This window comes from Xanthomonas sp. NCPPB 3570 (genome assembly GCF_056725115.1).
On sequence record NZ_CM161513.1, the window covers coordinates 3,018,384 to 3,040,203 of the forward strand.

The following is a 21,820-nucleotide window of genomic DNA, read 5'->3' on the forward strand; positions in this document are numbered from 1 at the left end:
GTGGTAGGTATCACAGGATTGGCCGCGCGACGGCGGCCTCGTTTACCGGGCGACAGCGCTCGCGGCCAGCGCGGCCGTGCGGCCCGCCTCGGTGAGGATGGCCAACTCGCGCTCACCACGACGCTCCACCCGCACCCAACCCGGCCCGGCCTGCCCGGCCAGTTCGGCATCGCCGAGCCAGGCCAGGGTGCGCAACAGCACGCTCATGCGCACCTCCAGGCGCTTGCACACGCGCGCCAGTGCCATGCCCTCCGGCGCCTCGGCCAGCAAGGGCAGCAGGCGCGCGGTCAGCAGTGGATCAGCGGACAAGCGCGACTCCGATGTCGCGCGGGGCCGCTGCGGCGGCGTCGGCCAGATGCGCAGTGACCACTACCGGAATCGACTTGGAGGTCGGCGTGCGCGCCTCGTCGGCGAAGCTGGACAGGGGCACCAGTGCGTTGGTTTCGGGGTAATAGGCCGCCAGGCAGCCGCGCGGGATGTTGTATTCGACCAGCATGAAGCGCTTGGCCTGGCGCGGCACGCCGTCCTCGCACAGGCTGTGCAGGTCCACCCAGTCGCCGGCGCGCATGCCCAGGTCGGCGATATCGGCGGGGTTGATGAACAGCACCCGGCGCTCGCCGAACACGCCGCGGTAGCGGTCGTCCAGGCCGTAGATGGTGGTGTTGTACTGGTCGTGCGAGCGCGTGGTGGCCAGGGTGAATACCAGTTGCCCGGGATGCTGACGGCGCGCGCGGTGGATCGGGTTGTCGGTGGGCACCGCATGCACCTTGAACACCGCGCGGCCTTCGGGCGTGTCCCACACGCGATCGCGCGCGCCGTTGGACAGGCGGAAGCCGCCCGGCACCCGCACCCGCGTGTTGAAGTCGGCGAAGTCGTCGAACATCTGCCCGATCAGGTCGCGGATGCGATCGTAGTCGGCCACCAGCCAGCGCCAGCGCACCGCACTGCGCGCGCCGAGCGTGGCCTCGGCCAGGCCCGCCACGATCGCCGGCTCGGAAAGCAACTGCGGCGAGGCCGGCGGATTGATGCCGCCGGACAGGTGCACCATGCTCATCGAATCCTCGACGCTGACGTGCTGCGGCCCGCCCTCCTGGATGTCGATCTCGGTACGACCCAGGCACGGCAGGATCAGCGCGTCGCGGCCGTGTACCAGATGGCTGCGGTTGAGCTTGGTGGTGACGTGCACGGTCAGTTCGCAGCGGCGCAGCGCGCGGTGGGTGGCGTCGGTGTCGGGCGTGGCGGTGGCGAAGTTGCCGCCCATGGCGAAGAACACCTTGGCGCGGCCGTCGGCCATCGCCTCGATCGCGCCCACGGTGTCGTAGCCGGGCGCGCGCGGCGGGGCGAAGCCGAACACCGCCTGCAGCCGGTCCAGGAACGCCTCCGGCGGCTTTTCATAGATCATCATGGTGCGGTCGCCCTGCACGTTGCTGTGACCGCGCACCGGGCAGGCGCCGGCGCCGGGACGGCCCAGGTGGCCGCGCAGCAGGAGCAGGTTGGCGATCATCTGGATGGTCGCCACCGAATGCTTGTGCTGGGTGATGCCCATGCCCCAGCAGGCGATCAGCCGCTCGGCCTTGAGGTAGATCTCGCCGGCCTTGCGCAGTGCGGCCTCGCTCAGCCCGGACTCCTCGACGATGGTGTCCCACGGCTCGGCCGCGACCTCGGCGGCGAAGGCCTCGAAGCCGACGGTGTGGCGCGCGATGAACTCCAGGTCCAGCAGCCGCGGCTGGCCGCCGCTGGCCGCCTCGGCGTCGCGCTCCAGCACGTGCTTGATGATGCCCTTCACCGCCGCCAGGTCGCCGCCGATCTTGAGCTGGAAATAGTCCGAGGAGATGCGCGTGGAGCCGTTGTGCAGCATCTGCAGCTTGTCCTGCGGATCGGCGAACTTCTCCAGGCCGCGTTCGCGCAGCGGATTGAACGAGACGATCGCCGCACCGCGCTTGGCCGCCTGGCGCAGTTCGCCGAGCATGCGCGGATGGTTGGTGCCGGGGTTCTGGCCGAAGATGAAGATCGCATCGGCCAGCTCGAAATCCTGCAGCGACACGGTGCCCTTGCCGACCCCGATCTGCGCCTTGAGCGCGGTGCCGGACGGCTCGTGGCACATGTTGGAGCAGTCGGGGAAGTTGTTGGTGCCGAACTCGCGCACGAACAGCTGGTACAGGAACGCGGCCTCGTTGCTGGTGCGGCCGGAGGTGTAGAAGATCGCCTCATCCGGCGAGGCCAGGCCATTGAGATGCCGGGCGATCAGCGCGAACGCCGCGTCCCAGTCGATCGGCACGTAGTGATCGGTCTCGGCGTCGTAGCGCAGCGGCTGGGTCAGCCGGCCCTGCCCTTCCAGCCAGTAGTCGCTGTAGCGGGCCAGTTGCGCCACGCTGTGCTGGGCGAACAGCTCGGGCGTGGCGCGGCGTGCGGTGGATTCGGCGGCCACCGCCTTGGCGCCGTTCTCGCAGAACTCGAAGGTCGAGGTGTGGTCGCGGTCGGGCCAGGCGCAGCCGGGGCAGTCGAAGCCGTCGGGCTGGTTGGCGTGCAGCAGGGTCTTGGCGCCCTGCACCGCCACGTCCTGCTCCATCAGGTGTTTGGCCACCGCGCGCAACGCCCCCCAACCGCCGGCCGGTTGCGTGTAGGGCTGGATGGTCTTCTTGCTCATGCGGGCTCTCCGGCGGGTTCTGTGTGCGCTAGGCGCTGCGGATGGCTGTAGACGACGTAATCGTGATCGCGGGCGAAGCCGATCAGGGTCAGGCCGGCGCTGTCGGCGAGCGCGATGGCCAGCGCGGTGGGTGCGGAAATGGCGGCCAGCAGCGGAATGCCGGCCTGGGTGGCCTTCATCGCCATTTCGTAGCTGGCACGACTGGTGACCACCGCGAAGCCGGCTCCCGGGTCGAGGCCGGCGCCGGCCAGCGCGCCGATCAGCTTGTCCAGCGCGTTATGGCGGCCGACGTCCTCGCGGATCAGCTGCAGCTCGCCCTGCGCATCGGCCCAGGCCGCGGCATGGGTCGCGCCGGTGAGCGCGTTGAGCGTCTGCCGTGCGCGCAGGTCGCGCAGCGCCCGGGCCAGCGCCTCGGCCGCGATCGGCACGCCGGCCGGCACCGCACGCGGCGTGCGCAGCACCGCCTCCAGCGACTCGCTGCCGCACACGCCGCAGCCGCTGCGCCCATCCAGGTTGCGGCGCCGCGCCTGCAGTGCGGCGGCCTGGGCCGGCGGGATCCGCAGGCGCAGCGACACGCCTTCCAGATAGGTTTCCACCGCCTCGATGCGCAGCTGCGCCGGCGTCGCGACGATGCCCTCGCTGAGCGAGAAGCCCAGCGCGAAATCCTCCAGGTCTTCCGGCGTGGCCATCATCACCACGAACGGCGTGTCGTTGTAGGCGAACGCCACCGGCACCTCGGCCGCGACCAGGTCCTGGGCGACGGCCGTGCGCCCTTCGCGGTGGCGACGCACGCCGCGCGCGACCGCACCTGGCCTGGATGACGCACCCGAATACATCGCGACCCTCCGGACTCAGTGGAACAGCACGAACGCCTTCTGCAGGGTGACCCAGATGCCCCACAGCATCGGCACCCCGACCGCCAGCCAGGCCAGCACCAGCCACAACGGGTTGCCGCCGCGGCCGACCTGCGCCAGCTGCGCCGCGTCCGGCGCCGTCTGGCCGCTGCCGCCGACCCGCTCGTGCGCCAGCCGCTTCTCCGCCGCCAGTTCCTCCGGCGTCATGAAGTGCCTGGCCGCGACCGGCCGTACCAGCAGGTTGCAGATCAGCCCCAGCACCAGCATCCCGGCAAGGATGTACATGGTGGTGTTGTACACCTGTGACGGCGGCACGCCCATGCCCAACTGGTACTCGCGCATGTAACCCACCACCACCGGGCCGAGGATGCCGGCGGTGGCCCAGGCGGTCAGCAGGCGGCCATGGATGGCGCCGACCATCTGCGTGCCGAACAGGTCGGCCAGGTAGGCCGGAATGGTGGCGAAGCCGCCGCCGTACATCGACACGATCACGCAGAAGATGCCGACGAACAACGCACTGCCGCCGAATTTGCCGGCCCACGGCGCAGCCGCGTACAGGGCGATGCCGAGCACGAAGAACACCGTGTAGGTGTGCTTGCGGCCGAGCTTGTCGGACATGCTGGCCCAGAAGAAGCGCCCGCCGATGTTGAACAGGCTCAGCAGGCCGGTGAAGCCGGCGGCGATGGCGGCGATGGCCGCCAACTGCGTGGTGTCGAGGCTGGCGAAACCGGCATCGACGCCGATCAGGCGGCCGCCGAACACCTCCTGCAGCATCGGCGAGGCCATGCCGATCACGCCGATGCCGGCCGACACGTTCAGGCACAGCACGCCCCACAGCAGCCAGAACTGCGGGATGCCCCAGACCTTGCGCACGTGCACGTGATGGGCAGTGATCATGGCATTGGCGCTGGCGGTCGGCGCGGTCCAGCCGGCCGGGGCCCAGCCGCTCGGCGGCACCCGGTAGCCGAACGCGCCGGCCATCATGAACACGAAATACAGCCCGGCCATGACCAGGAAGGTTTCCTTCACGCCCACCGAGTCGGGGCCGGCGAAATGCCGCATCAGCGCGTCGGCCAGCGGGCTGCCGATCATCGCGCCGCCGCCGAAGCCCATGATCGCCATGCCGGTGGCCATGCCGCGGCGGTCCGGGAACCACTTGATCAGCGTGGACACCGGCGAGATGTAGCCCAGCCCCAGGCCGATGCCGCCGATCACGCCCGAGCCCAGCCACAGCAGCCAGATCTGGTGCAGGTGGATGCCCAGCGCCGAGATCACCAGGCCGCCGCACCAGCACAGCGCCGCGACCACGCCGGCCTTGCGCGGGCCGGCGCGCTCCAGCCAGCCGCCCCACAGCGCCGCCGAGCAGCCCAGCAACACGAAGAACAGCGTGTACATCCACTGCAGCTCGCTGATCTTCCAGTCGCAACTGGCCGAGACGATGCGCGCCAGGAAGCCCATGTCGGGCGGACAGGCCACCGCCGCGGTGACGCCCAGCGCCTTGGACAACGGCAACCAGAACACGCTGAAGCCGTAGGCCATGCCGATGCACAGATGGATGGCCAGCGCCGCCGGCGGCACCAGCCAGCGGTTGAATCCGGGCTGGGCGACGATGCGTTCCTTCGAGAGCAGGCCGGCGTGATCGGCCGGCACGGAGCCAACGATGCGGTGCGGTTCATTCATGCAGTTGTTTCCTCCGAGACGTGGCCCCCTGGTTGCGGTGGAGCGCCTGCGACATCTCCACCCTACCGCTTGCTGAACGGCGCCAGAACGGGCGACCGGACGGACCGAGGGTATTACAAAACGCGCAGCGCCGCCGCGCCCGTCAGCACACGACCGCCGTGCGCTGGCGCACGAGGGCGGACGCGTGCCCCACGATCCACCGCCGCACAGGACGCCGGTCGATGCGTGATTCCGCTCCTGCAAGCCGGTCGGTTAGGCTTGCGCCCCCTTCGCCTGCGAAACGTCCATGCCCGTCCTGTCCCGCCTCGGCGTCGCCGCCACCCTGCTGCTCGGCAGCCATCTCGCCCATGCGGCCGACCTGCCCGCCGACGTGCTGCGCCAGGTGCCGGCCGGCTACCAGCCGCTGGCGCAATTGCAGGCCGATCTCGATGGCGACGGCCGCGCCGACTACCTGCTCGCGCTGCAGCAGCGCGGCGAGGCGCAGCGCGATCCGGCACCGGCCCGACCGTTGCTGATCTTCGTGCAGCAGGGCGATGGCCACTACCGGCTGGCGGCGCGCAACGACCGGGTGATCCTCAAGCGCGACGAGGGTGGCCAGTGCGACCCGTTCACCGATGGCGAGGATCCGTTCGCCGTCAAGGGCCGCTATTTCACCGTGCAGAACGGGGTCTCCTGCGGCCAGCACTGGACCGACTTCATCACCTTTCGCTACGACCCGCAGCGCAAGCAGTGGCTGTTCCACAAGCGCATCCAGCAGCGCTGGGAAATGAACCCGAATCCTTCGCCCGACGCCGAGGCGCTGGTCAAGGACGGCGACCAGGTGCAGTCGGCCGATCCGCGGCATCCGGTCGATTTCGCCGCTTACGTTCCGCGCTGAAGCCGCAAGGCGCGCCGCCCGGCGGCGCGTCCGCGACAGCGCAGCGTCTCGCCGACCCTGGCGGCGACGCACCGCACACCGCACATGGCCAATGCCGCGTCCGAATGCGGCCAGCACGACATCAGCGCGAACGGCACGCTGCGCGCTCCATCCGTTCCCGGAGCCTCCATGTCCAGCTTCCGTTGCGTCGGCCTGCCGGCCGCCCAGTTCGCTCCCCTGTTCGACCTCGACGACGCGCACCTGCAGGCGCACCACGCGCGGCGCCTGCGCGCCGACAGCGCGCTCGGCTATCCGTGCAGGATCAGCCTGGAGGATGCGCGGCCCGGCGAGGAACTGCTGTTGCTGCACTACCTGCACCAGCCCGCGCAGACGCCGTACCGCGCCGCCGGCCCGATCTACGTACGCCGCGACGTCGCCACCGCCACGCCGGCGCCGGGCGAGGTGCCCGATGCCATCGTCCGCCGCCTGATCTCGCTGCGCGGCTACGACGCCGACGACATGCTGATCGCCGCCGACGTGCAGCCCGGCGAGCGCATCGCCACCGCGATCGCCTGCACCTTCGCCGATCCGCAGGTGCGTTACCTGCATCTGCATCATGCGCGGCAGGGCTGTTTTGCGTGCCGGGTGGAGAGAGAGCCGGGATTGGGGATTCGGGATTGGGGATGATTGGCTGCACCGCGACCTGCAGCACCACCTGTTCCGTAGGAGCGGCTTCAGCCGCGACAGGCATTCCCGGGAAAGCCCGTCGCGGCTGAAGCCGCTCCTACGACATCCGCAGCCGCAGCCCCGCTTTTCACCACTCACGAATCCCCAATCCCCGCTCCCGGCTACTCACCCAGCTTGATCCAGGTCGCCTTCATTTCCGTGTACTTGTCGAACGCATGCAGCGACTTGTCGCGGCCGTTGCCCGATTGCTTGTAGCCGCCAAACGGGGCGGTCATGTCGCCGCCGTCCCAATAGTTCACCCACACGCTGCCGGCGCGCAGCTTGCGCGCCACGCGGTGCGCGCGGCCGATGTCGCGGGTCCACACGCCCGCCGCCAGGCCGTAGTCGCTGTCGTTGGCCATGCGCAGGGCGTGCGCCTCGTCGTCGAAGGCGATCACCGACAGTACCGGGCCGAAGATCTCCTCGCGGGCGATGGTGTGTTCGTGGCCGACCTCGTCGAAGATGGTCGGCTCCACGTAGCAGCCGCCGGGCACCACCTCCACGCGCTTGCCGCCGAGCAGCAGGCGCGCGCCTTCGGCGTTGCCGCGGGCGATGTAGTCGAGCACGCGATGGGTCTGGGTCTCGTCCACCAGCGCGCCCATCGCCGCGTCGTCGTCGAACGGATGCCGCGGCTGCAGCGCGCGGCCGGCGGCGACCACGCGTTCGACGAAGCTGTCCTTGATCGAACGCTCGACCAGCAGCCGCGAGGCCGCGGTGCAGACCTCGCCCTGGTTGTAGAAGATCGCCGCAGCCGCGGCATGCGCCGCCTGCTCCAGGTCCGGCGCATCGGCGAACACCAGGTTCGGGCTCTTGCCGCCGCATTCCATGTACGCGCGCTTCATGTTCGACAGCCCGGCGCACTGCAGCAGGCGCCGCCCGACCGCGGTGGAGCCGGTGAACACCAGCCCGTCCACGTCCATGTGGAGCGCCAGCGGCTCGCCGGCGCCCTTGCCGAAGCCGGGCACGACGTTGAACACGCCGTCGGGAATGCCCGCCTCGGCGACCAGTTCGGCCAGGCGCAGCGCGCTCAGCGGCGATTTCTCCGACGGCTTGAGCACCACCGAGTTGCCCGCGGCCAGCGCCGGGGCGATCTTCCACGCCGCCATCAGCAACGGGAAATTCCACGGCACGATCGCGCCGACCACGCCCAGCGGCTCGCGGGTGATCAGGCCCAGTTCGTCCTGTCCGGTCGGCGCCACTTCGCCGTAGAGCTTGTCCACCGCCTCGGCGGTCCAGGACAGGCAGCGCACCGTCGCCGCCAGGTCCACCGCACGCGCATCGCGCACCGGCTTGCCCATGTCCAGCGATTCCAGCAACGCCAGTTCGTCGGCATGGCGTTCGACCAATTGGGCCAACGCCAGCAGGGTCTTCTTGCGCTGCGCAGGCTTGGCCTGCGACCAGTGTCCGGCCTTGAAGCTGCGCCGCGCCGCGGCCACCGCACGGTCGATGTCCGCGGCCTCGCCCTCGGCCACGTGGCCGAGCAGGCGCCCGTCGATCGGGCTGACGCAGTCGAAGGTCTTGCCGCTGGCGGCGTCGACGTAGCGGCCGTCGATGAAGGCCTGGGTCCGCGGACGCAGCGTGTCGGCCAGCGCCTGCCAGGCGTCGCGGGTGCGGGGTGCGGTCATCGGGAACTCCTGCGGCGGCGGAAGGATCGGAAGGATCGGAAGGACGCGACGGCGGGTGGCGGCGCGCGCATGCGACTCAGAACGTGGCCGGCGTATTGGCGCTGACCAGCACCGCGGTGTCGCGGCCGACGTTGCGGAAGCGGTGCGGCACCCGGCTTTCGAAATAGTAGCCCTCGCCGGCGCGCAGCACCCGCACCTGGCTGCCGACGGTGATCTCCACCTCGCCGGCCACCACCACCCCGCCCTCTTCGCCGTCGTGCACCAGCATCGCGCTGCCGGTGTCGCTGCCGGGCGGCATCACCTCGCGCAGGATGCACATCTGCCGCTGCGGGCGATGCTGGCCGACCAGGTAGTAGTGGATGCCGTCGCTGCCGACGTCGGGCAGTTGGTCGGCGCGGTAGAACGGCGCATCGGCCTCGCCCGGGTCCAGGTCCTGGGTGAAGAATTCGGCCAGCGAGATCGGGATGCCGTCGAGCACCTTTTTCAGCGAACTCACCGACGGGCTGACCTTGTTCTGCTCGATCAGCGAGATGGTGCTGTTGGTCACGCCCACCCGCTTGGCCAGCTCGCGCTGGCTCAGGCCATGGGCGGTACGAACCCGATGCAGGCGGGCGCCGATGTCCATCGCGGGGGAACGCCGGTGACGGTGTTGCCGGATACTTTACACAGCCGCCCCGGGCGGTCAATTTCGCGCGGCGCGCCGGTGCTGCGGCGCAACCAGGAAATGCCGGCACCGCTCGCGCGAACTGCACCATGCCGGGTCACCCCCGGCACAGCGGCATGGTGTAAAGTTTTTTCAACATCCCTCGCGTGGAGCCTGCGATGCGCCCTCAGCCGCCCCTCTCGTCCCAGGCGCTGTCCGATCACTACGCCGCGCAGGCCACCCGCGAACCGGACACGCTGGAGGCGTTCTGGATGCCGTTCACCGCCAACCGCCAGTTCAAGGCGCGGCCGCGACTGCTGGCCTCGGCCGAAGGCATGCACTACCGCAGCGTGGACGGGCGCCAGATCCTCGACGGCACCGCCGGCCTGTGGTGCTGCAACGCCGGCCACGCGCGGCCGCGCATCGTCGAGGCGGTGGCGCGGCAGATCGCCACGCTGGATTTTGCGCCCACCTTCCAGATGGGCTCGCCGCTGCCGTTCGTGCTCGCCGAACGCCTGGTGGAGCTGGCGCCGCCGGGCCTGGACCACGTGTTCTACACCAACTCCGGCTCCGAGTCGGTGGACACCGCGCTGAAGATCGCACTCGCCTACCACCGCGCCCGCGGCGAGGGCCAGCGCACCCGCTTCATCGGCCGCGAGAAGGGCTATCACGGGGTCGGCTTCGGCGGCATTTCGGTGGGCGGCCTGCCGAACAACCGCAAGGCGTTCAGCCCGCTGCTGCCGGGCGTGGACCATCTGCGGCACACGCTCGACCTGGAGCGCAATGCGTTCTCGCGCGGCCTGCCGACGCATGGCGCGGAACTGGCCGAGGACCTGGAGCGGCTGGTGACGCTGCACGACGCCTCCACCATCGCCGCGGTGATCATCGAACCGATCTCCGGCTCGGCCGGGGTGGTGCTGCCGCCGCACGGCTACCTGCAGCGCATCCGCGAACTGTGCGACAAGCACGGCATCCTGCTGATCTTCGACGAGGTCATCACCGGCTACGGCCGCGTCGGCCACGCCTTCGCCGCGCAGCGCTTCGGGGTGACCCCGGACATGATGACGACCGCCAAGGGGCTGACCAATGGCTGCGCCCCGATGGGCGCGGTGTTCGTGTCCCACGGCATCCACGAGGCCTTCGCGCACGGCCCGGCCAACGCCATCGACCTGTTCCACGGCTACACCTACTCCGGCCATCCGCTGGCCTGTGCCGCGGCGCTGGCGACGCTGGACACCTACGCCGAGGAGCAGTTGTTCGACAAGGCGATCGAGCTGGGCCCGGTGTGGGAGGAGGCGATCCATCGGCTGCGCGATCTGCCGCACGTCATCGACATCCGCAACTTCGGCCTGATCGGCGCGATCGAACTGGCGCCGCGCAAGGGCGCGCCCGGCGCGCGCGCCTATGAGATCTTCGAGCGCTGCTTCCACGAAGGCGATCTGCTGATCCGCGTCACCGGCGATACCATCGCGCTGTCGCCGCCGCTGATCGTCGAGCCCGTGCACATCGAGCGCATCTTCGCGGTGCTGGCGGACATGATCCGCAGCACGCCCTGACCTTCCCCCACCCAACCCACCGCCCGCGCTCCCCACGCGCCGCGTCTGCCTGGAGAACCGCTCATGCTGGTCGGCGTTCCGAAAGAGATCAAGAATCACGAATACCGGATCGGGCTGACCCCGTCCGGGGTGCGCGAACTGGTGCTGCACGGCCACCAGGTGCTGGTGCAGCGCGGCGGCGGCCAGGCCATCGGCCTCACCGATGCCGAGTACGAACGCGCCGGCGCGCGCATCGCCGAGGATGCGCCCAGCGTGTTCGCGCAGGCCGAGATGATCGTCAAGGTCAAGGAACCGCAGCCGGAGGAATGCGCGATGCTGCGCCCCGGGCAATTGCTGTTCACCTATCTGCACCTGGCGCCGGATCCGCAGCAGGCCGCGGCGCTGCAGCGCTCCGGCTGCACCGCCATCGCCTACGAGACCGTCACCGACGGCCACGGCGGCCTGCCGCTGCTGGCGCCGATGAGCGAGGTCGCCGGGCGCATGGCGATCCAGGCCGGCGCGCATGCGCTGGAGAAGGCGCAGGGCGGCTCCGGCGTGCTGCTCGGCGGCGTGCCCGGGGTCAAGCCGGCGCAGGTGCTGGTGATCGGCGGCGGCGTGGTCGGCATCAACGCCGCGCGCATGGCGATGGGCCTGCACGCGCGGGTGACCGTGCTGGACCGCTCGCTGGAGCGGCTCAAGTACCTGGACGAACTCTACGGCCAGCAACTGACCACGCTGTACTCCACCCGCGATGCGATCGAGCAGTGCCTGCCGCACACCGACCTGGTGATCGGCGCGGTGCTGATCCCCGGCGCCGCCGCGCCCAAGCTGGTGTCGCGCGACCAACTGGCGCTGCTGCGGCCCGGCTCGGTGCTGGTGGACGTGGCGATCGACCAGGGCGGCTGCTTCGAGACCAGCCACCCGACCACGCACCAGCAGCCGACCTACGAGGTCGACGGCATCGTGCATTACTGCGTGGCCAACATGCCCGGCGGCGTCGCCCGCACCTCCACCTTCGCCCTGACCAACGCCACCCTGCCGTTCGTGCTGCTGCTGGCCGAACACGGGCTGCAGGCGCTGCGCGACGACCAGGACCTGCGCAACGGCCTCAACGTGCACGCCGGCAAGCTCACCCACCGCGCGGTGGCGCAGGCCCTGGGCCAGGACTTCGTGCGGCCGCTGGACGCGCTGGGCTGACGGTTTCCATGCGAGGACCGAACACGATGGGCGAGATCCTGTCCCACTACATCGATGGCCAGCCCGTCGCGTTCCGGGGCGACGAGCACGCCGAGGTCTTCGACCCGGCGACAGGCGCCGTCCAGCGCCACGTGCCGCTGGGCGCCGCGCATGCGGTGGAGATGGCGGTGCGTGCCGCCGGTGCCACCTTCCCCGGCTGGGCGGCGACGCCGCCGCTGCAGCGCGCGCGGGTGCTGTTCCGCTTCCGCGAGCTGCTGGAACGCCATGCCGACGCCCTGGCCCGCTGCATCAGCGCCGAGCACGGCAAGACCGTCACCGATGCGCGCGGCGAGGTGGTGCGCGGCATGGAGGTGGTGGAGTTCGCCTGCGGCATCCCGCACCTGCTCAAGGGCGAGCATTCGCACGACGTCGGCCGCGGCGTGGATGCGTGGAGCGAGTACGCGCCGCTGGGCGTGGTCGCCGGCGTCACCCCGTTCAACTTCCCGGCGATGGTACCGCTGTGGATGCTGCCGGTGGCATTGGCCTGCGGCAACAGCTTCGTGCTCAAGCCTTCCGAGCACGCGCCTTCGGCGTCGCTGCTCCTGGCCGAATGGCTGCACGAGGCCGGGTTGCCGGCCGGCGTGTGCAACGTGGTGCACGGCGCCAAGCCGGCGGTGGATGCGCTGCTGACGCACCCGCAGGTGCAGGCGCTGAGCTTCGTCGGCTCCACCACAGTGGCCGCCGACCTGTACGCGCGCGGCAGTGCGCTGGGCAAGCGCGTGCAGGCGCTGGGCGGGGCCAAGAACCACCTGGTGGTGCTGCCCGACGCCGATCTGGACGACGTCGCCGACGCCCTGCTCGGCGCCGGCTACGGCTCGGCCGGCGAACGCTGCATGGCGATCTCGGTGGCGGTGTGCGTGGGCGACGCGCTGGCCGATGCGCTGGTGGCCAAACTGGCGCCGCGCGTGGCCGCGCTGCGCCTGGGCCCCGGCCAGGCCGACGCCGGCCGCGACGAGCCGGACATGGGCCCGCTGGTGAGCGCCGCGCACCGCGAGCGCGTGCTCGGCTACATCCACAGCGGCGTGGCCGAGGGCGCACGGCTGGTGGTCGACGGCCGCCCGGCGGGCGCGGCCGGCCACCCGGACGGCTTCTTCCTCGGCGGCAGCCTGTTCGACCACGTGCGCAGCGACATGCGCATCTACCGCGAGGATATCTTCGGCCCGGTGCTGTGCGTGGTGCGGGTGGCCGACGCCGCCGCTGCGCTGCGCCTGATTGCCGACCACGACTACGGCAACGGCGCGGCGGTGTTCACCCGCGACGGCGGCGCGGCGCGTGCGTTCGCACGGCAGGTGCAGGCCGGCATGGTCGGCATCAACGTGCCGATCCCGGTGCCGATGGCCTTCCACAGCTTCGGCGGCTGGAAGCGTTCGCTGTTCGGGCCGCTGCACGTGCATGGCCCGGACGGAGTGCGCTTCTACACCCGGCTCAAGACCGTCACCGCACGCTGGCCCGAGGCCGCGGGCGGCGCCGAGTTCGCGATGCCGACGATGCGTTAGGCGATGAAGCCGGGAATGGAGAATCGGGAATAGGGAATCGCAAAAGCATCCCGGCGCGCACCGGTCGACGGGCAGGCGCATCTGTTGCTGTTGCTGTTGCTGTTGCTGTTGCTGTTGCCATTCCCCATTCCCGACTCCCCATTCCCGGCCCTGCGCCCGCCGCAGCGCAACACGTGCCGATCCGGCCCGGGTGTAGCCTTGCGCCACCCCGGCACCCGCCCGGGTTCACCGCCGCCACAGGAGCCGCTCCATGATCAAGGTCAGCGTGATGTACCCGTACACGCCAGGCGCCCGTTTCGACCATGCCTACTACCGCGACACGCACATGCCGCTGCTGCAGGCGCGCATGGGCACCGCCTGCCTGCGCTACACCGTGGACAGGGGCCTGTCCGGCGGCACCCCGGGCAGCGACCCGACCTACGTCGGCATGTGCCACATCTTCAGCGAGTCGGTGGAGGCCTTCCAGGCCGGCTTCGGCCCGCACGCGGAGGAGATCCTCGGCGACATCAAGAACTACACCGACCTGACGCCGGTGATGCAGATCAGTGAGGTGGTGGTGGGGTGAAGCCGGGAATGGGGAAACGGGAATAGGGAATCGCAAAGCGCCGCATCGGCGAACGATCCGCGCCGTGCTGCCGCGGCACACGCTGTTGCCATTCCCGATTCCCCGTTCCCGATTCCCGGCCTCTACAATGCCGCCCCCGTCGCCACGCCGTACCGCCCGTTGATGAACATCGTTGTCAAAGAAGACCTCAAGGCCTACATCGATCCGCTGACCGCCGACGAATACGCCGCCCTGGAACGCAGCCTGCTGGCCGAGGGCTGCCGCGACGCGCTGGTGCTGTGGGGCGACATCCTGGTCGACGGGCACAACCGCTACGGCATCTGCCAGAAGCACGGGTTGCCGTTCCAGACCGTGCAGAACACCCGCTTCCAGTCGCTGCAGGACGTGCACCTGTGGATGATCGACCAGCACCTGGGCCGGCGCAGCGTCTCCGACTTCCAGCGCGGCGTGCTGGCGCTGCGCAAGCGCGAGATCCTCGCCGAGCGGCGCGCCAGCGCGGCTGCCGCGGATGCCGCCGCGGCCGACGCCACTGACCCGGACGCGGCTGCCGAGGCCGCCAACGACACCGACACCGACACGCCGCCCTGGGCCGACGCTTCGGCGCCGCTCAGCCGCGCCGAGCTGGCGCGCGTGGCGCGGCTCAGCAACAGCCAGGTGGTGCAGATCGAGAAGATCCAGAAGCAGGCCGCCGCCGAAGTGGTCGAGGCGGTCAAATCCGGTGCGATCTCGATCAACGCCGCCGCGGCGGTGGCCAGCCTGCCCGAAGAGGAACAGCGCGCCGCCGCGATGGCCGGCAAGGACGAACTGAAGCAGGCCGCCAAGCGTGCCCGCGAGTCCAAGCGCAAGCCCAAGCCGGCGCCTGCGGACGCCCCCGAGGACGCGGCCCCGGCGGCGGATGCCGAGGGCGACACGACGGCCGCGCTGCGCCAGCGCGTGGCTGCGCTCGAAGCCGAGAACCAGGCGCTGCGCGAGGAACTGGCGGCACTGCGCGCGCAGCTCTCGGACTGATCCACGCGCACCGTCCATCCCTGCCCCGGCCGGATACCGGGGCGCCGCACATGCAACCGCGCTCACCGCGCACTGCGTAGACTCGGCCGCATGAGCGTGTCTCCCGGCCTTCCCCTGCCTCCCGATCCGCGCCGCGCACAGTTGCGGCGCATGAAGCTGCTGGCGGCGCTGTTGCTGCTGGCGATGCTGTGCGGCTTCCTGCTCAGCCATGCCATGGGCCTGCACGGCGTGTGGGCCTGGGTCGGCGCCTTCTGCGAAGCGGCCACGGTCGGCGCGCTGGCCGACTGGTTCGCGGTGGTGGCGCTGTTCCGGCACCCGCTGGGCCTGCCGATTCCGCACACGGCGATCATTCCGCACGGCAAGGCGCGCATCGCCGACAGCCTGGCGGTGTTCGTGCGCGATCAGTTCCTGGAGCCGGCCGCGCTGCTGGCCAAGCTCAGCGCATTCGATCCGGCGGCACGGCTGGGCCAGTGGCTGGCCGAACCGGCGCAGTCCGCGCGGCTGGCCGACCTCGCCCGCGGCTGGGCGCTGCAGGCGCTGGACCTGCTCGACGAAGCGGCGGTGCGGCGTCGCATCCACGGCTTCGTGGTGGCGCGGCTGCGCGACTGGGACGCCGCCGCCACCGCCGGCGAGCTGCTCGGCCTGCTCACCGCCGACGGCCGCCACCATGCCTTGCTCGACGAAGCGCTGACCCGGCTCGGCCGGCACCTGGACGATGCCGCGGTCAAGCAACGGGTGTCGGCGATGATCGTCAAGTACGCGCGCCGCGAGTGGCCCAAGCTGGTCGGCACCGTGGAGTGGGTGAAACCGGTCGAGGGCATCGCCGACACCCTCGCCGAGCGCCTGGCGCATGCGCTGCTGGAGGAACTGCAGGAGGTGCTGTCGCAGCCGCAGCACCCGCTGCGCCAGGACTACGAGCGCTGGCTCGGCGGTTACGTGGAACGGCTGCGCACCGATCCGGCCACCGCCGACAAGGTGCAGGCGCTGAAGCAGCGGCTGATCGACCACCCCGGCGTGCAGGCGTACGTGCAGGGACTGTGGGACCAGATCCATGCTGCGCTGCGCGAGGACCTGTCGCGCCAGGACGGTGCGCTGGTGCAGCACCTGCAGCGCGCCCTCGGCGCGCTCGGCCAGTCGCTGGCGCAGGATCCCGCCCTGCGCGAGGCGCTCAACCAGCACCTGCTCGGCGGCGCCGAGCGGCTGACCCAGCGCCTGCGCAGCGGCGTCACCGAGCACATCGCGCAGACCGTGAAGGGCTGGGACGAAGGCCACCTGGTCGAGCAACTGGAACTGAGCGTGGGCCGCGACCTGCAGTACATCCGCTTCAACGGCACCCTGGTTGGCGGATTGATCGGGCTGGCGCTGCACGCTGCCGTCACGCTGCTTGGCTGAGCGTGGCTGGCAAGGATGCACTGCGCTGCGCGAGCGGCCGGCCCGCCGCCGACGCACCACGCCACGCGGCGCCCGCTTGGCGGACCGCGCCCGCGGCAGACCTGCCATCCGCGCAGCAAGGTGTAGACACGCCTCGGCTCCTCGGCCTGGAGGGCTGGCGCGACCGCCGCGCCCGCGCTAGCGTTGAGGGACGACCCGCGGAACGTTCGCCGCCACCGTGAACGCCATCCCGCAACCAACCCGGGGAAGCCGTGCCGCGTGCCGCTCGCGCGTTCGCCAAAGGAAGGGGAGCATGTCGAATCAACGCCGGACACCCGTCGCCGGCCCTGCGCGTCCGGCGCGGCTCGCCGCCCTGGCCGTGCTGGCCATCGGGCTGCTCGCCGCACTGCTGATCGCGCATGGCGTGCAGCAGCGCAATCGCGCACAGGCGCAGGCGCGCTTCGATCAACTGGCCTCGCACGTGGCCAGCGACCTGCGGCAACGCCTGGACATGTACGAGCACGGCCTGCGCGGTGCGCGCGGCGCGGTGATCGCCGCCGGCGGCGAGCACATCTCGCGCGAGCGTTTCGCCCGCTACAGCGCCTCGCGCGACTACCTGCGCGAGTTTCCTGGCGTGCGCGGCTTCGGCTACATCCAGCGGGTGCCACGCGCGGACGAGGCGGCGTTCCTGCAGCAGGCTCGCGCCGACGGCGCGCCGTCCCTGCAGATCGGCGAAGTTGCACCGCACGACGGCGACCGTTTCGTCATCGTCTATATCCAGCCGGAACGCTCCAACAACGCAGCGCAAGGCTTCGACATCGCCTCCGAGCCGGCGCGGCGCACGGCGGCGATCGCCGCAGCGCGCTCCGGCGCGCCCACCATCACCGCACCGATCCGCCTGGTGCAGGCCCCGGGACTGGGCAACGGCGGTTTCCTGCTGTTGCTGCCGATCTACCGCGAAGGCATGCCGCTGCAGACCCCGGAGCAGCGCTGGCAGGCCACCACCGGCTGGGCCTATGCACCGCTGAACATCGCCGAGGTGCTGGCCTCCTCCGACGATCACAGCAACGAGCTGCGCCTGCGCCTGGCCGACAGCCAGGACCCGGCACAGCCGTTCTACCGCGACGACGCCACGCCGATCCTGGCCGGCGGGCCGGCCGCCGAGCGCACCCTCGACGTGTACGGCCGCCAGTGGCGGATCGGGGCGCAGGCCACGCCGGGCTTCGTGCGTTCGCTGGATCAAGTCTCCCCGCTGCTCGCCGGCGGCCTGGCCGCCGGCATCGCGCTGCTGCTGGCCGCGCTGCTGTACGTGTTCCTGACCAGCCTGCGCCGCCGCGACCTGATTCTCAGCGAGCAGAGCCAACTGGCCGCGCTGGTCGCCGGCACCAGCGAGGCCATCGTCGCCGAAGACCTGCACGGCCGGGTGACCCACTGGAACCCGGCGGCCATGCGCATCTTCGGCTACACCCCGGAGCAGGCCATCGGCCAGCCGCTGCAGCAGTTGCTGGGCGCGCAGATCCGCGATCCGGCCAACGGCGGCGACGGCGTGCGCGAACTGCGCCACCGCGACGGCCATGCGGTCAGCGTGCTGGCCAGCGTCTCGCCGATCGTCGGCACCGGCGGCGGCACCATCGGCCATTCGCACCTGCTGCACGATGTCACCGAGCAGGTGCGCGCGCAGGCGCGGGTGCTGGAACTCAATGCCACGCTCGAACAGCAGGTGGCCGAGCGCACCAGCGAACTGGTCACCTATTCGGCGCTGCAACGCGCGATCCTGGCCAATGCCGGTTACGCGATCGTCGCCACCGACCCGGACGGCGTCATCACCCTGTTCAACCCGGCCGCCGAGACCCTGCTCGGCTACGCCGCGCACGAACTGATCGGACGCAAGGCCACCGGCCTGTTCCTGGATCCGGAGCAACTGGCCGCGCGTGCCGAACGCATGGCCACGCAGTCGGGCATGCCAGTACAGCCCTCGTTCGAATCGGTGGCGGCGCTGTCCACGCTAGGACGCAGCGACACCCGCGAATGGACCTACCTGAGCAAGGACGGGCATGCCTTCCCGGTGTTGCTCACCCTGAGCACGCTGCGCGACGACGACGACCGGGTGATCGGCTATCTCGGCATCGCCGTCGACCTGACCGAGCAGAAGCGCCACGAGCGCGAGCTGCGCCTGGCGATCGACGCGGCCGAAACCGCCAACCAGTCCAAGAGCGATTTCCTGGCCAACATGAGCCACGAGATCCGCACGCCGATGAACGCGATCCTGGGCATGCTGTACCTGCTGCGGCACAGCGCCCTGTCGCAGGCAGCGCAGGACATGATCCAGAAGATCGAGCTGTCGGCACGCAACCTGCTGGAGATCATCAACGACATCCTCGACTTCTCCAAGATCGAGTCCGGGCGCATCGACCTGGAATCGGCGCCGTTCGACCTCAACGAACTGCTGGAGAACATCGCCGCGCTGATGACCTCGGCGACCAGCGCCAAGCCGGTGGAGATGATCGTCGAGCCGCTGCCGCCGGGCTGCCGCTGGCTGCAAGGCGACGCGCTGCGCCTGAACCAGGTGCTGATCAACCTGGTGGGCAATGCCATCAAGTTCACCGAACAGGGCGAGGTGGTGCTGTCGGTGCGCGCCTTCCCCGGCGCCGAACCCGGCAAGCTCAAGCTGCTGTTCTCGGTGCGCGACACCGGCATCGGCATCGCGCGCGAGAAGCAGAGCCTGATCTTCTCGCCGTTCCTGCAGGCCGACACCTCCACCAGCCGCCGCTACGGCGGCAGCGGCCTAGGCCTGACCATCAGCCGGCGCCTGGTGGAGCTGATGGGCGGACAACTGGAAGTGCAGAGCGCACCCGGCCAGGGCAGCGATTTCTACTTCGTCATTCCGTTCGCGGTGGCGCCGGCACCGGCCGACGACGACGCACCGGCGCAGGCGCGACGGGTGCTGATCGCCGACGACCACGAGCTGGTGCGGCGCAGCCTGACCGACATCGCCAACGGGTTCGGCTGGCAGGTGGAAGCGGTGTCCAGCGGCACCGCCGCCTTGGCCGCGGCCGCGCCGGAACGCGACGAGTTCGACGTGATCCTGCTGGACTGGCGCATGCCCGACCTGGACGGACTGAGCGTGGCCCAGCGCATTCGCGCGCAATCGGCGCCGGACCGGCAGCCGATCATCGTCATGGTCACCGCCTACGAACGGCGCATGATCCAGGAGCAGCAGCCCGGCGTGGCCGACGTGGATGCGGTGATGACCAAGCCGGTCACCGCCTCGGCCCTGCAACGCACCATCGCCATGCTGCTGGCGCGCCGCAACGGCGAGCTGCCCGCACCAGCGCCCGGCGACGGCGTCGCGCGCCTGGCCGGTGCCCGCTTGCTGGTGGTCGACGACAGCGACATCAATCGCGAGGTCGCGCAACGCATCCTCGAAGGCGAAGGCGCGGTGGTCGACCTGGCGCAGGACGGCGCCCAGGCGCTGCAGCGGCTACGGCGCGATCCCGGCCGTTTCCACGTGGTGCTGATGGACGTGCAGATGCCGACCATGGACGGCTACGAAGCCACCCGGCACCTGCGCGCCGACCCGGAGCTGGCCAACGTGCCGGTGATCGCCCTGACCGCCGGCGCCTATCGCCAGCAGCAGGAAATGGCGCTGTCCAGCGGCATGAACGATTTCATCGCCAAACCGTTCCAGGTGGAGGACCTGATCGCGATCATCCGTCGCTATCTGCCGCCGAACCTGGCCGCGCTGCCGTTGCTGCCGCTGGCGCTGCCGCCGTCGGCGCTGCCGATGGACGACTGGCCGGTCAGCGACCCGGCATTGCTCGATACCGTCCAGGCGCAGCGGCTCTGGGGCGAGCGTGATCCGTACCGGCGCTATCTGCTGAAGCTGTTGCAGGAGTATCCCGACCCGGCGGCGAGCGTGCGCGCCCTGCTGGACGCGCAGCGACCGGGCGAAGCGGTCTCGCTGGCGCACAAGTTGCGCGGCTCGGCCGGATCGCTGGCATTGCCGGCATTGAGCGTCGCCAGCGCCGCCCTCGAAGAACGCTTGAGCACGGCGCCAGCGGAGGCCGAGGCAGAGATCGCGGCGCTGGCCGCGGCGATGGCCGATACCGCCGCCGAAGTGCTGCGCTTCGCCGACGCCACCCAGATCGCCACGACGCCTGCGGCGGCAACCGACGCAGCGGTGGATCCGGCGACATTGCAGGCGTCCTGGTACCAGGTGCTGCAGGTGCTGGACAGCGACGATCCGGACCGCATCGACCACACGCTGCGGCAACTGGCCGCGGTCCTGCCGGCGGCGCACACCGCCGAACTGCAGCAGTTGCTGGAGAATTTTTCCTTCCGTGAGGCCGAGGCCAAGGTCAGGCAATGGCTGGCCGAGGCACATGACTGAGCGCGCGTAACGAGACACCACCATGACCCAGCCGTGCATTCTCTGTGTCGACGACGAACCCAGCAACCTGGCGCTGATCCGGCAGCTCCTGCGCGAAGACTACGCGCTGGTGTTCGCCAAGAACGGCGCCGAAGCGCTGCGCGGCGTGGCCAAGCATCGCCCGTCGCTGATCCTGCTCGACGTCGACCTGCCCGACGTCGACGGCTATACCCTCGCCCGCACGCTCAAGGAGGATGCGCGCAGTGCGGCGATCCCGATCATCTTCGTCACCGGCAAGGACAAGGACGCCGACGAGAGCATCGGCTTCGACGCCGGCGGCGTCGACTACATCACCAAGCCGTACTCGCCCAGCATCCTGCGCGCGCGGGTGCGCACCCACCTGTCGCTGGTCAGCGCTACCAGCCTGGCCGACAGCCACCGCGCCGCGATCGAGATGCTGGGCATGGCCGGCCACTACAGCGACTCGGACACCGGCACCCATATCTGGCGCATGGCCGCCTACGCCCGCGCGCTGGCGCTGGCCGCGGGCTGGTCGCGCGAGGACGCCGACCTGCTGGAACAGGCCGCGCCGATGCACGACACCGGCAAGATCGGCATCCCCGATGCGGTGCTGAAAAAGCCCGGGCCGCTGGATGCGGACGAGTGGCAGGTGATGAAGCGGCACCCACGGATCGGCTACGACATCCTCAGCCGCAGCAGCGCACCGCTGTTCCGCCTCGCCGCCGAGGTGTCCCTGTACCACCACGAGCACTGGGACGGCGGCGGCTACCCGGCCGGCGTGTCCGGCACGCAGATTCCCGAATCGGCACGGATCGTGGCAGTGGCCGACGTGTTCGACGCCCTCACCTCGCCGCGCCCGTACAAGGCGCCGTGGACGCTGGAGCAGGCGATGGAACTGTTCAACGACAAGTCCGGCAGCCAGTTCGAGCCACGCCTGGTCGAGTTGTTCGAGGCGATCCTGCCGCAGATCCTGCAGATCCAGGCGTACTGGAACGAACGCGAGGGCGAGGACGACCCGCCGCCGCGCGGCAAGGCGCAGGCCGCGTTGCGGCAGCACGGCGGCTGATACACGCCCCTCTCCCCCAGGGAGAGGGGTTGGGGTGAGGGTACGGCGCGAAGCGACTCGCAGAGATGGAGGACACCAGGCTTCGCCCGTACCCTCACCCGCCCTTCGGGGTACCCTCTCCC

The 21,820-nt window shown here is 70.5% G+C and carries 16 protein-coding genes; 10 read left to right on the forward strand and 6 right to left on the reverse strand.

Features of this window, described 5'->3' with window-relative positions; all coding sequences use genetic code 11:
- Positions 1 to 42: 42 nt before the first annotated feature.
- The 4 genes from AC1PLR_RS13160 to AC1PLR_RS13175 are packed head-to-tail and all read right to left on the reverse strand — an operon-like array spanning position 43 to position 5,181.
- Entirely contained in the window at positions 43 to 309 is a 267-nt protein-coding gene (locus AC1PLR_RS13160; RefSeq protein ID WP_481101271.1) for a hypothetical protein, read from the reverse strand.
- Positions 299 to 2,647 (reverse strand): FdhF/YdeP family oxidoreductase, encoded by a 2,349-nt coding sequence (locus AC1PLR_RS13165; protein WP_481101272.1) that lies wholly within the window; start codon positions 2,645 to 2,647, stop codon positions 299 to 301. The genes AC1PLR_RS13160 and AC1PLR_RS13165 overlap by 11 nt, the downstream gene beginning before the upstream one ends.
- Positions 2,644 to 3,483: a formate dehydrogenase accessory sulfurtransferase FdhD gene (fdhD, locus tag AC1PLR_RS13170; RefSeq protein WP_481101273.1), complete on the reverse strand. Its 840-nt coding sequence runs from the start codon at positions 3,481 to 3,483 to the stop codon at positions 2,644 to 2,646. Before fdhD ends, AC1PLR_RS13165 begins: the two co-directional genes overlap by 4 nt.
- 15 nt (positions 3,484 to 3,498) lie before the next feature.
- A complete protein-coding gene (locus tag AC1PLR_RS13175) occupies positions 3,499 to 5,181 on the reverse strand; it encodes an OFA family MFS transporter (RefSeq protein ID WP_481100413.1) in 1,683 nt (560 codons plus the stop codon).
- A gap of 286 nt (positions 5,182 to 5,467) precedes the next feature.
- Between AC1PLR_RS13175 and AC1PLR_RS13180 the strand changes: the two genes are divergently transcribed.
- On the forward strand, positions 5,468 to 6,058 hold the full coding sequence (locus AC1PLR_RS13180) for a hypothetical protein (protein WP_481101274.1): 591 nt from the start codon (positions 5,468 to 5,470) through the stop codon (positions 6,056 to 6,058).
- Between the two features lie 168 nt (positions 6,059 to 6,226).
- Positions 6,227 to 6,724 (forward strand): DUF1203 domain-containing protein, encoded by a 498-nt coding sequence (locus AC1PLR_RS13185; protein ID WP_481101275.1) that lies wholly within the window; start codon positions 6,227 to 6,229, stop codon positions 6,722 to 6,724.
- Positions 6,725 to 6,885: 161 nt separating this feature from the next.
- On the opposite strand, the gene AC1PLR_RS13190 is transcribed toward AC1PLR_RS13185, so the two are convergent.
- Together AC1PLR_RS13190 and AC1PLR_RS13195 are read right to left on the reverse strand one after the other, a co-directional pair.
- Entirely contained in the window at positions 6,886 to 8,388 is a 1,503-nt protein-coding gene (locus AC1PLR_RS13190) for an aldehyde dehydrogenase (protein WP_481101276.1), read from the reverse strand.
- A 76-nt stretch (positions 8,389 to 8,464) separates the two neighbouring features.
- Positions 8,465 to 9,013 carry a cupin domain-containing protein gene (locus tag AC1PLR_RS13195; RefSeq protein WP_481100409.1) on the reverse strand — a complete coding sequence of 183 codons (549 nt, stop codon included), beginning with the start codon at positions 9,011 to 9,013 and terminating at the stop codon, positions 8,465 to 8,467.
- Between the two features lie 185 nt (positions 9,014 to 9,198).
- Here AC1PLR_RS13195 and aptA point away from each other — a divergent pair, with 185 nt between their 5' ends.
- From aptA to AC1PLR_RS13235, 8 genes are all read left to right on the forward strand, one after another.
- On the forward strand, positions 9,199 to 10,587 hold the full coding sequence (gene aptA, locus AC1PLR_RS13200) for an omega-aminotransferase AptA (RefSeq protein WP_481101277.1): 1,389 nt from the start codon (positions 9,199 to 9,201) through the stop codon (positions 10,585 to 10,587).
- A 63-nt stretch (positions 10,588 to 10,650) separates the two neighbouring features.
- Positions 10,651 to 11,763, forward strand: coding sequence for an alanine dehydrogenase (gene ald, locus AC1PLR_RS13205; RefSeq protein ID WP_481101278.1), 1,113 nt, complete (start codon positions 10,651 to 10,653; stop codon positions 11,761 to 11,763).
- 26 nt (positions 11,764 to 11,789) lie between these two features.
- Entirely contained in the window at positions 11,790 to 13,298 is a 1,509-nt protein-coding gene (locus tag AC1PLR_RS13210; RefSeq protein ID WP_481101279.1) for a CoA-acylating methylmalonate-semialdehyde dehydrogenase, read from the forward strand.
- Between the two features lie 250 nt (positions 13,299 to 13,548).
- Positions 13,549 to 13,863 carry an EthD family reductase gene (locus AC1PLR_RS13215; protein WP_481101280.1) on the forward strand — a complete coding sequence of 105 codons (315 nt, stop codon included), beginning with the start codon at positions 13,549 to 13,551 and terminating at the stop codon, positions 13,861 to 13,863.
- Positions 13,864 to 14,025: 162 nt separating this feature from the next.
- Positions 14,026 to 14,871, forward strand: coding sequence for a ParB N-terminal domain-containing protein (locus AC1PLR_RS13220; protein ID WP_481101281.1), 846 nt, complete (start codon positions 14,026 to 14,028; stop codon positions 14,869 to 14,871).
- Between the two features lie 90 nt (positions 14,872 to 14,961).
- Positions 14,962 to 16,263: a DUF445 domain-containing protein gene (locus AC1PLR_RS13225; RefSeq protein WP_481101282.1), complete on the forward strand. Its 1,302-nt coding sequence runs from the start codon at positions 14,962 to 14,964 to the stop codon at positions 16,261 to 16,263.
- Between the two features lie 292 nt (positions 16,264 to 16,555).
- Positions 16,556 to 20,632 (forward strand): CHASE domain-containing hybrid sensor histidine kinase/response regulator, encoded by a 4,077-nt coding sequence (locus AC1PLR_RS13230; protein ID WP_481101283.1) that lies wholly within the window; start codon positions 16,556 to 16,558, stop codon positions 20,630 to 20,632.
- Between the two features lie 22 nt (positions 20,633 to 20,654).
- Positions 20,655 to 21,698: a response regulator gene (locus AC1PLR_RS13235; RefSeq protein ID WP_481101284.1), complete on the forward strand. Its 1,044-nt coding sequence runs from the start codon at positions 20,655 to 20,657 to the stop codon at positions 21,696 to 21,698.
- The last annotated feature ends 122 nt before the right edge of the window (positions 21,699 to 21,820 follow it).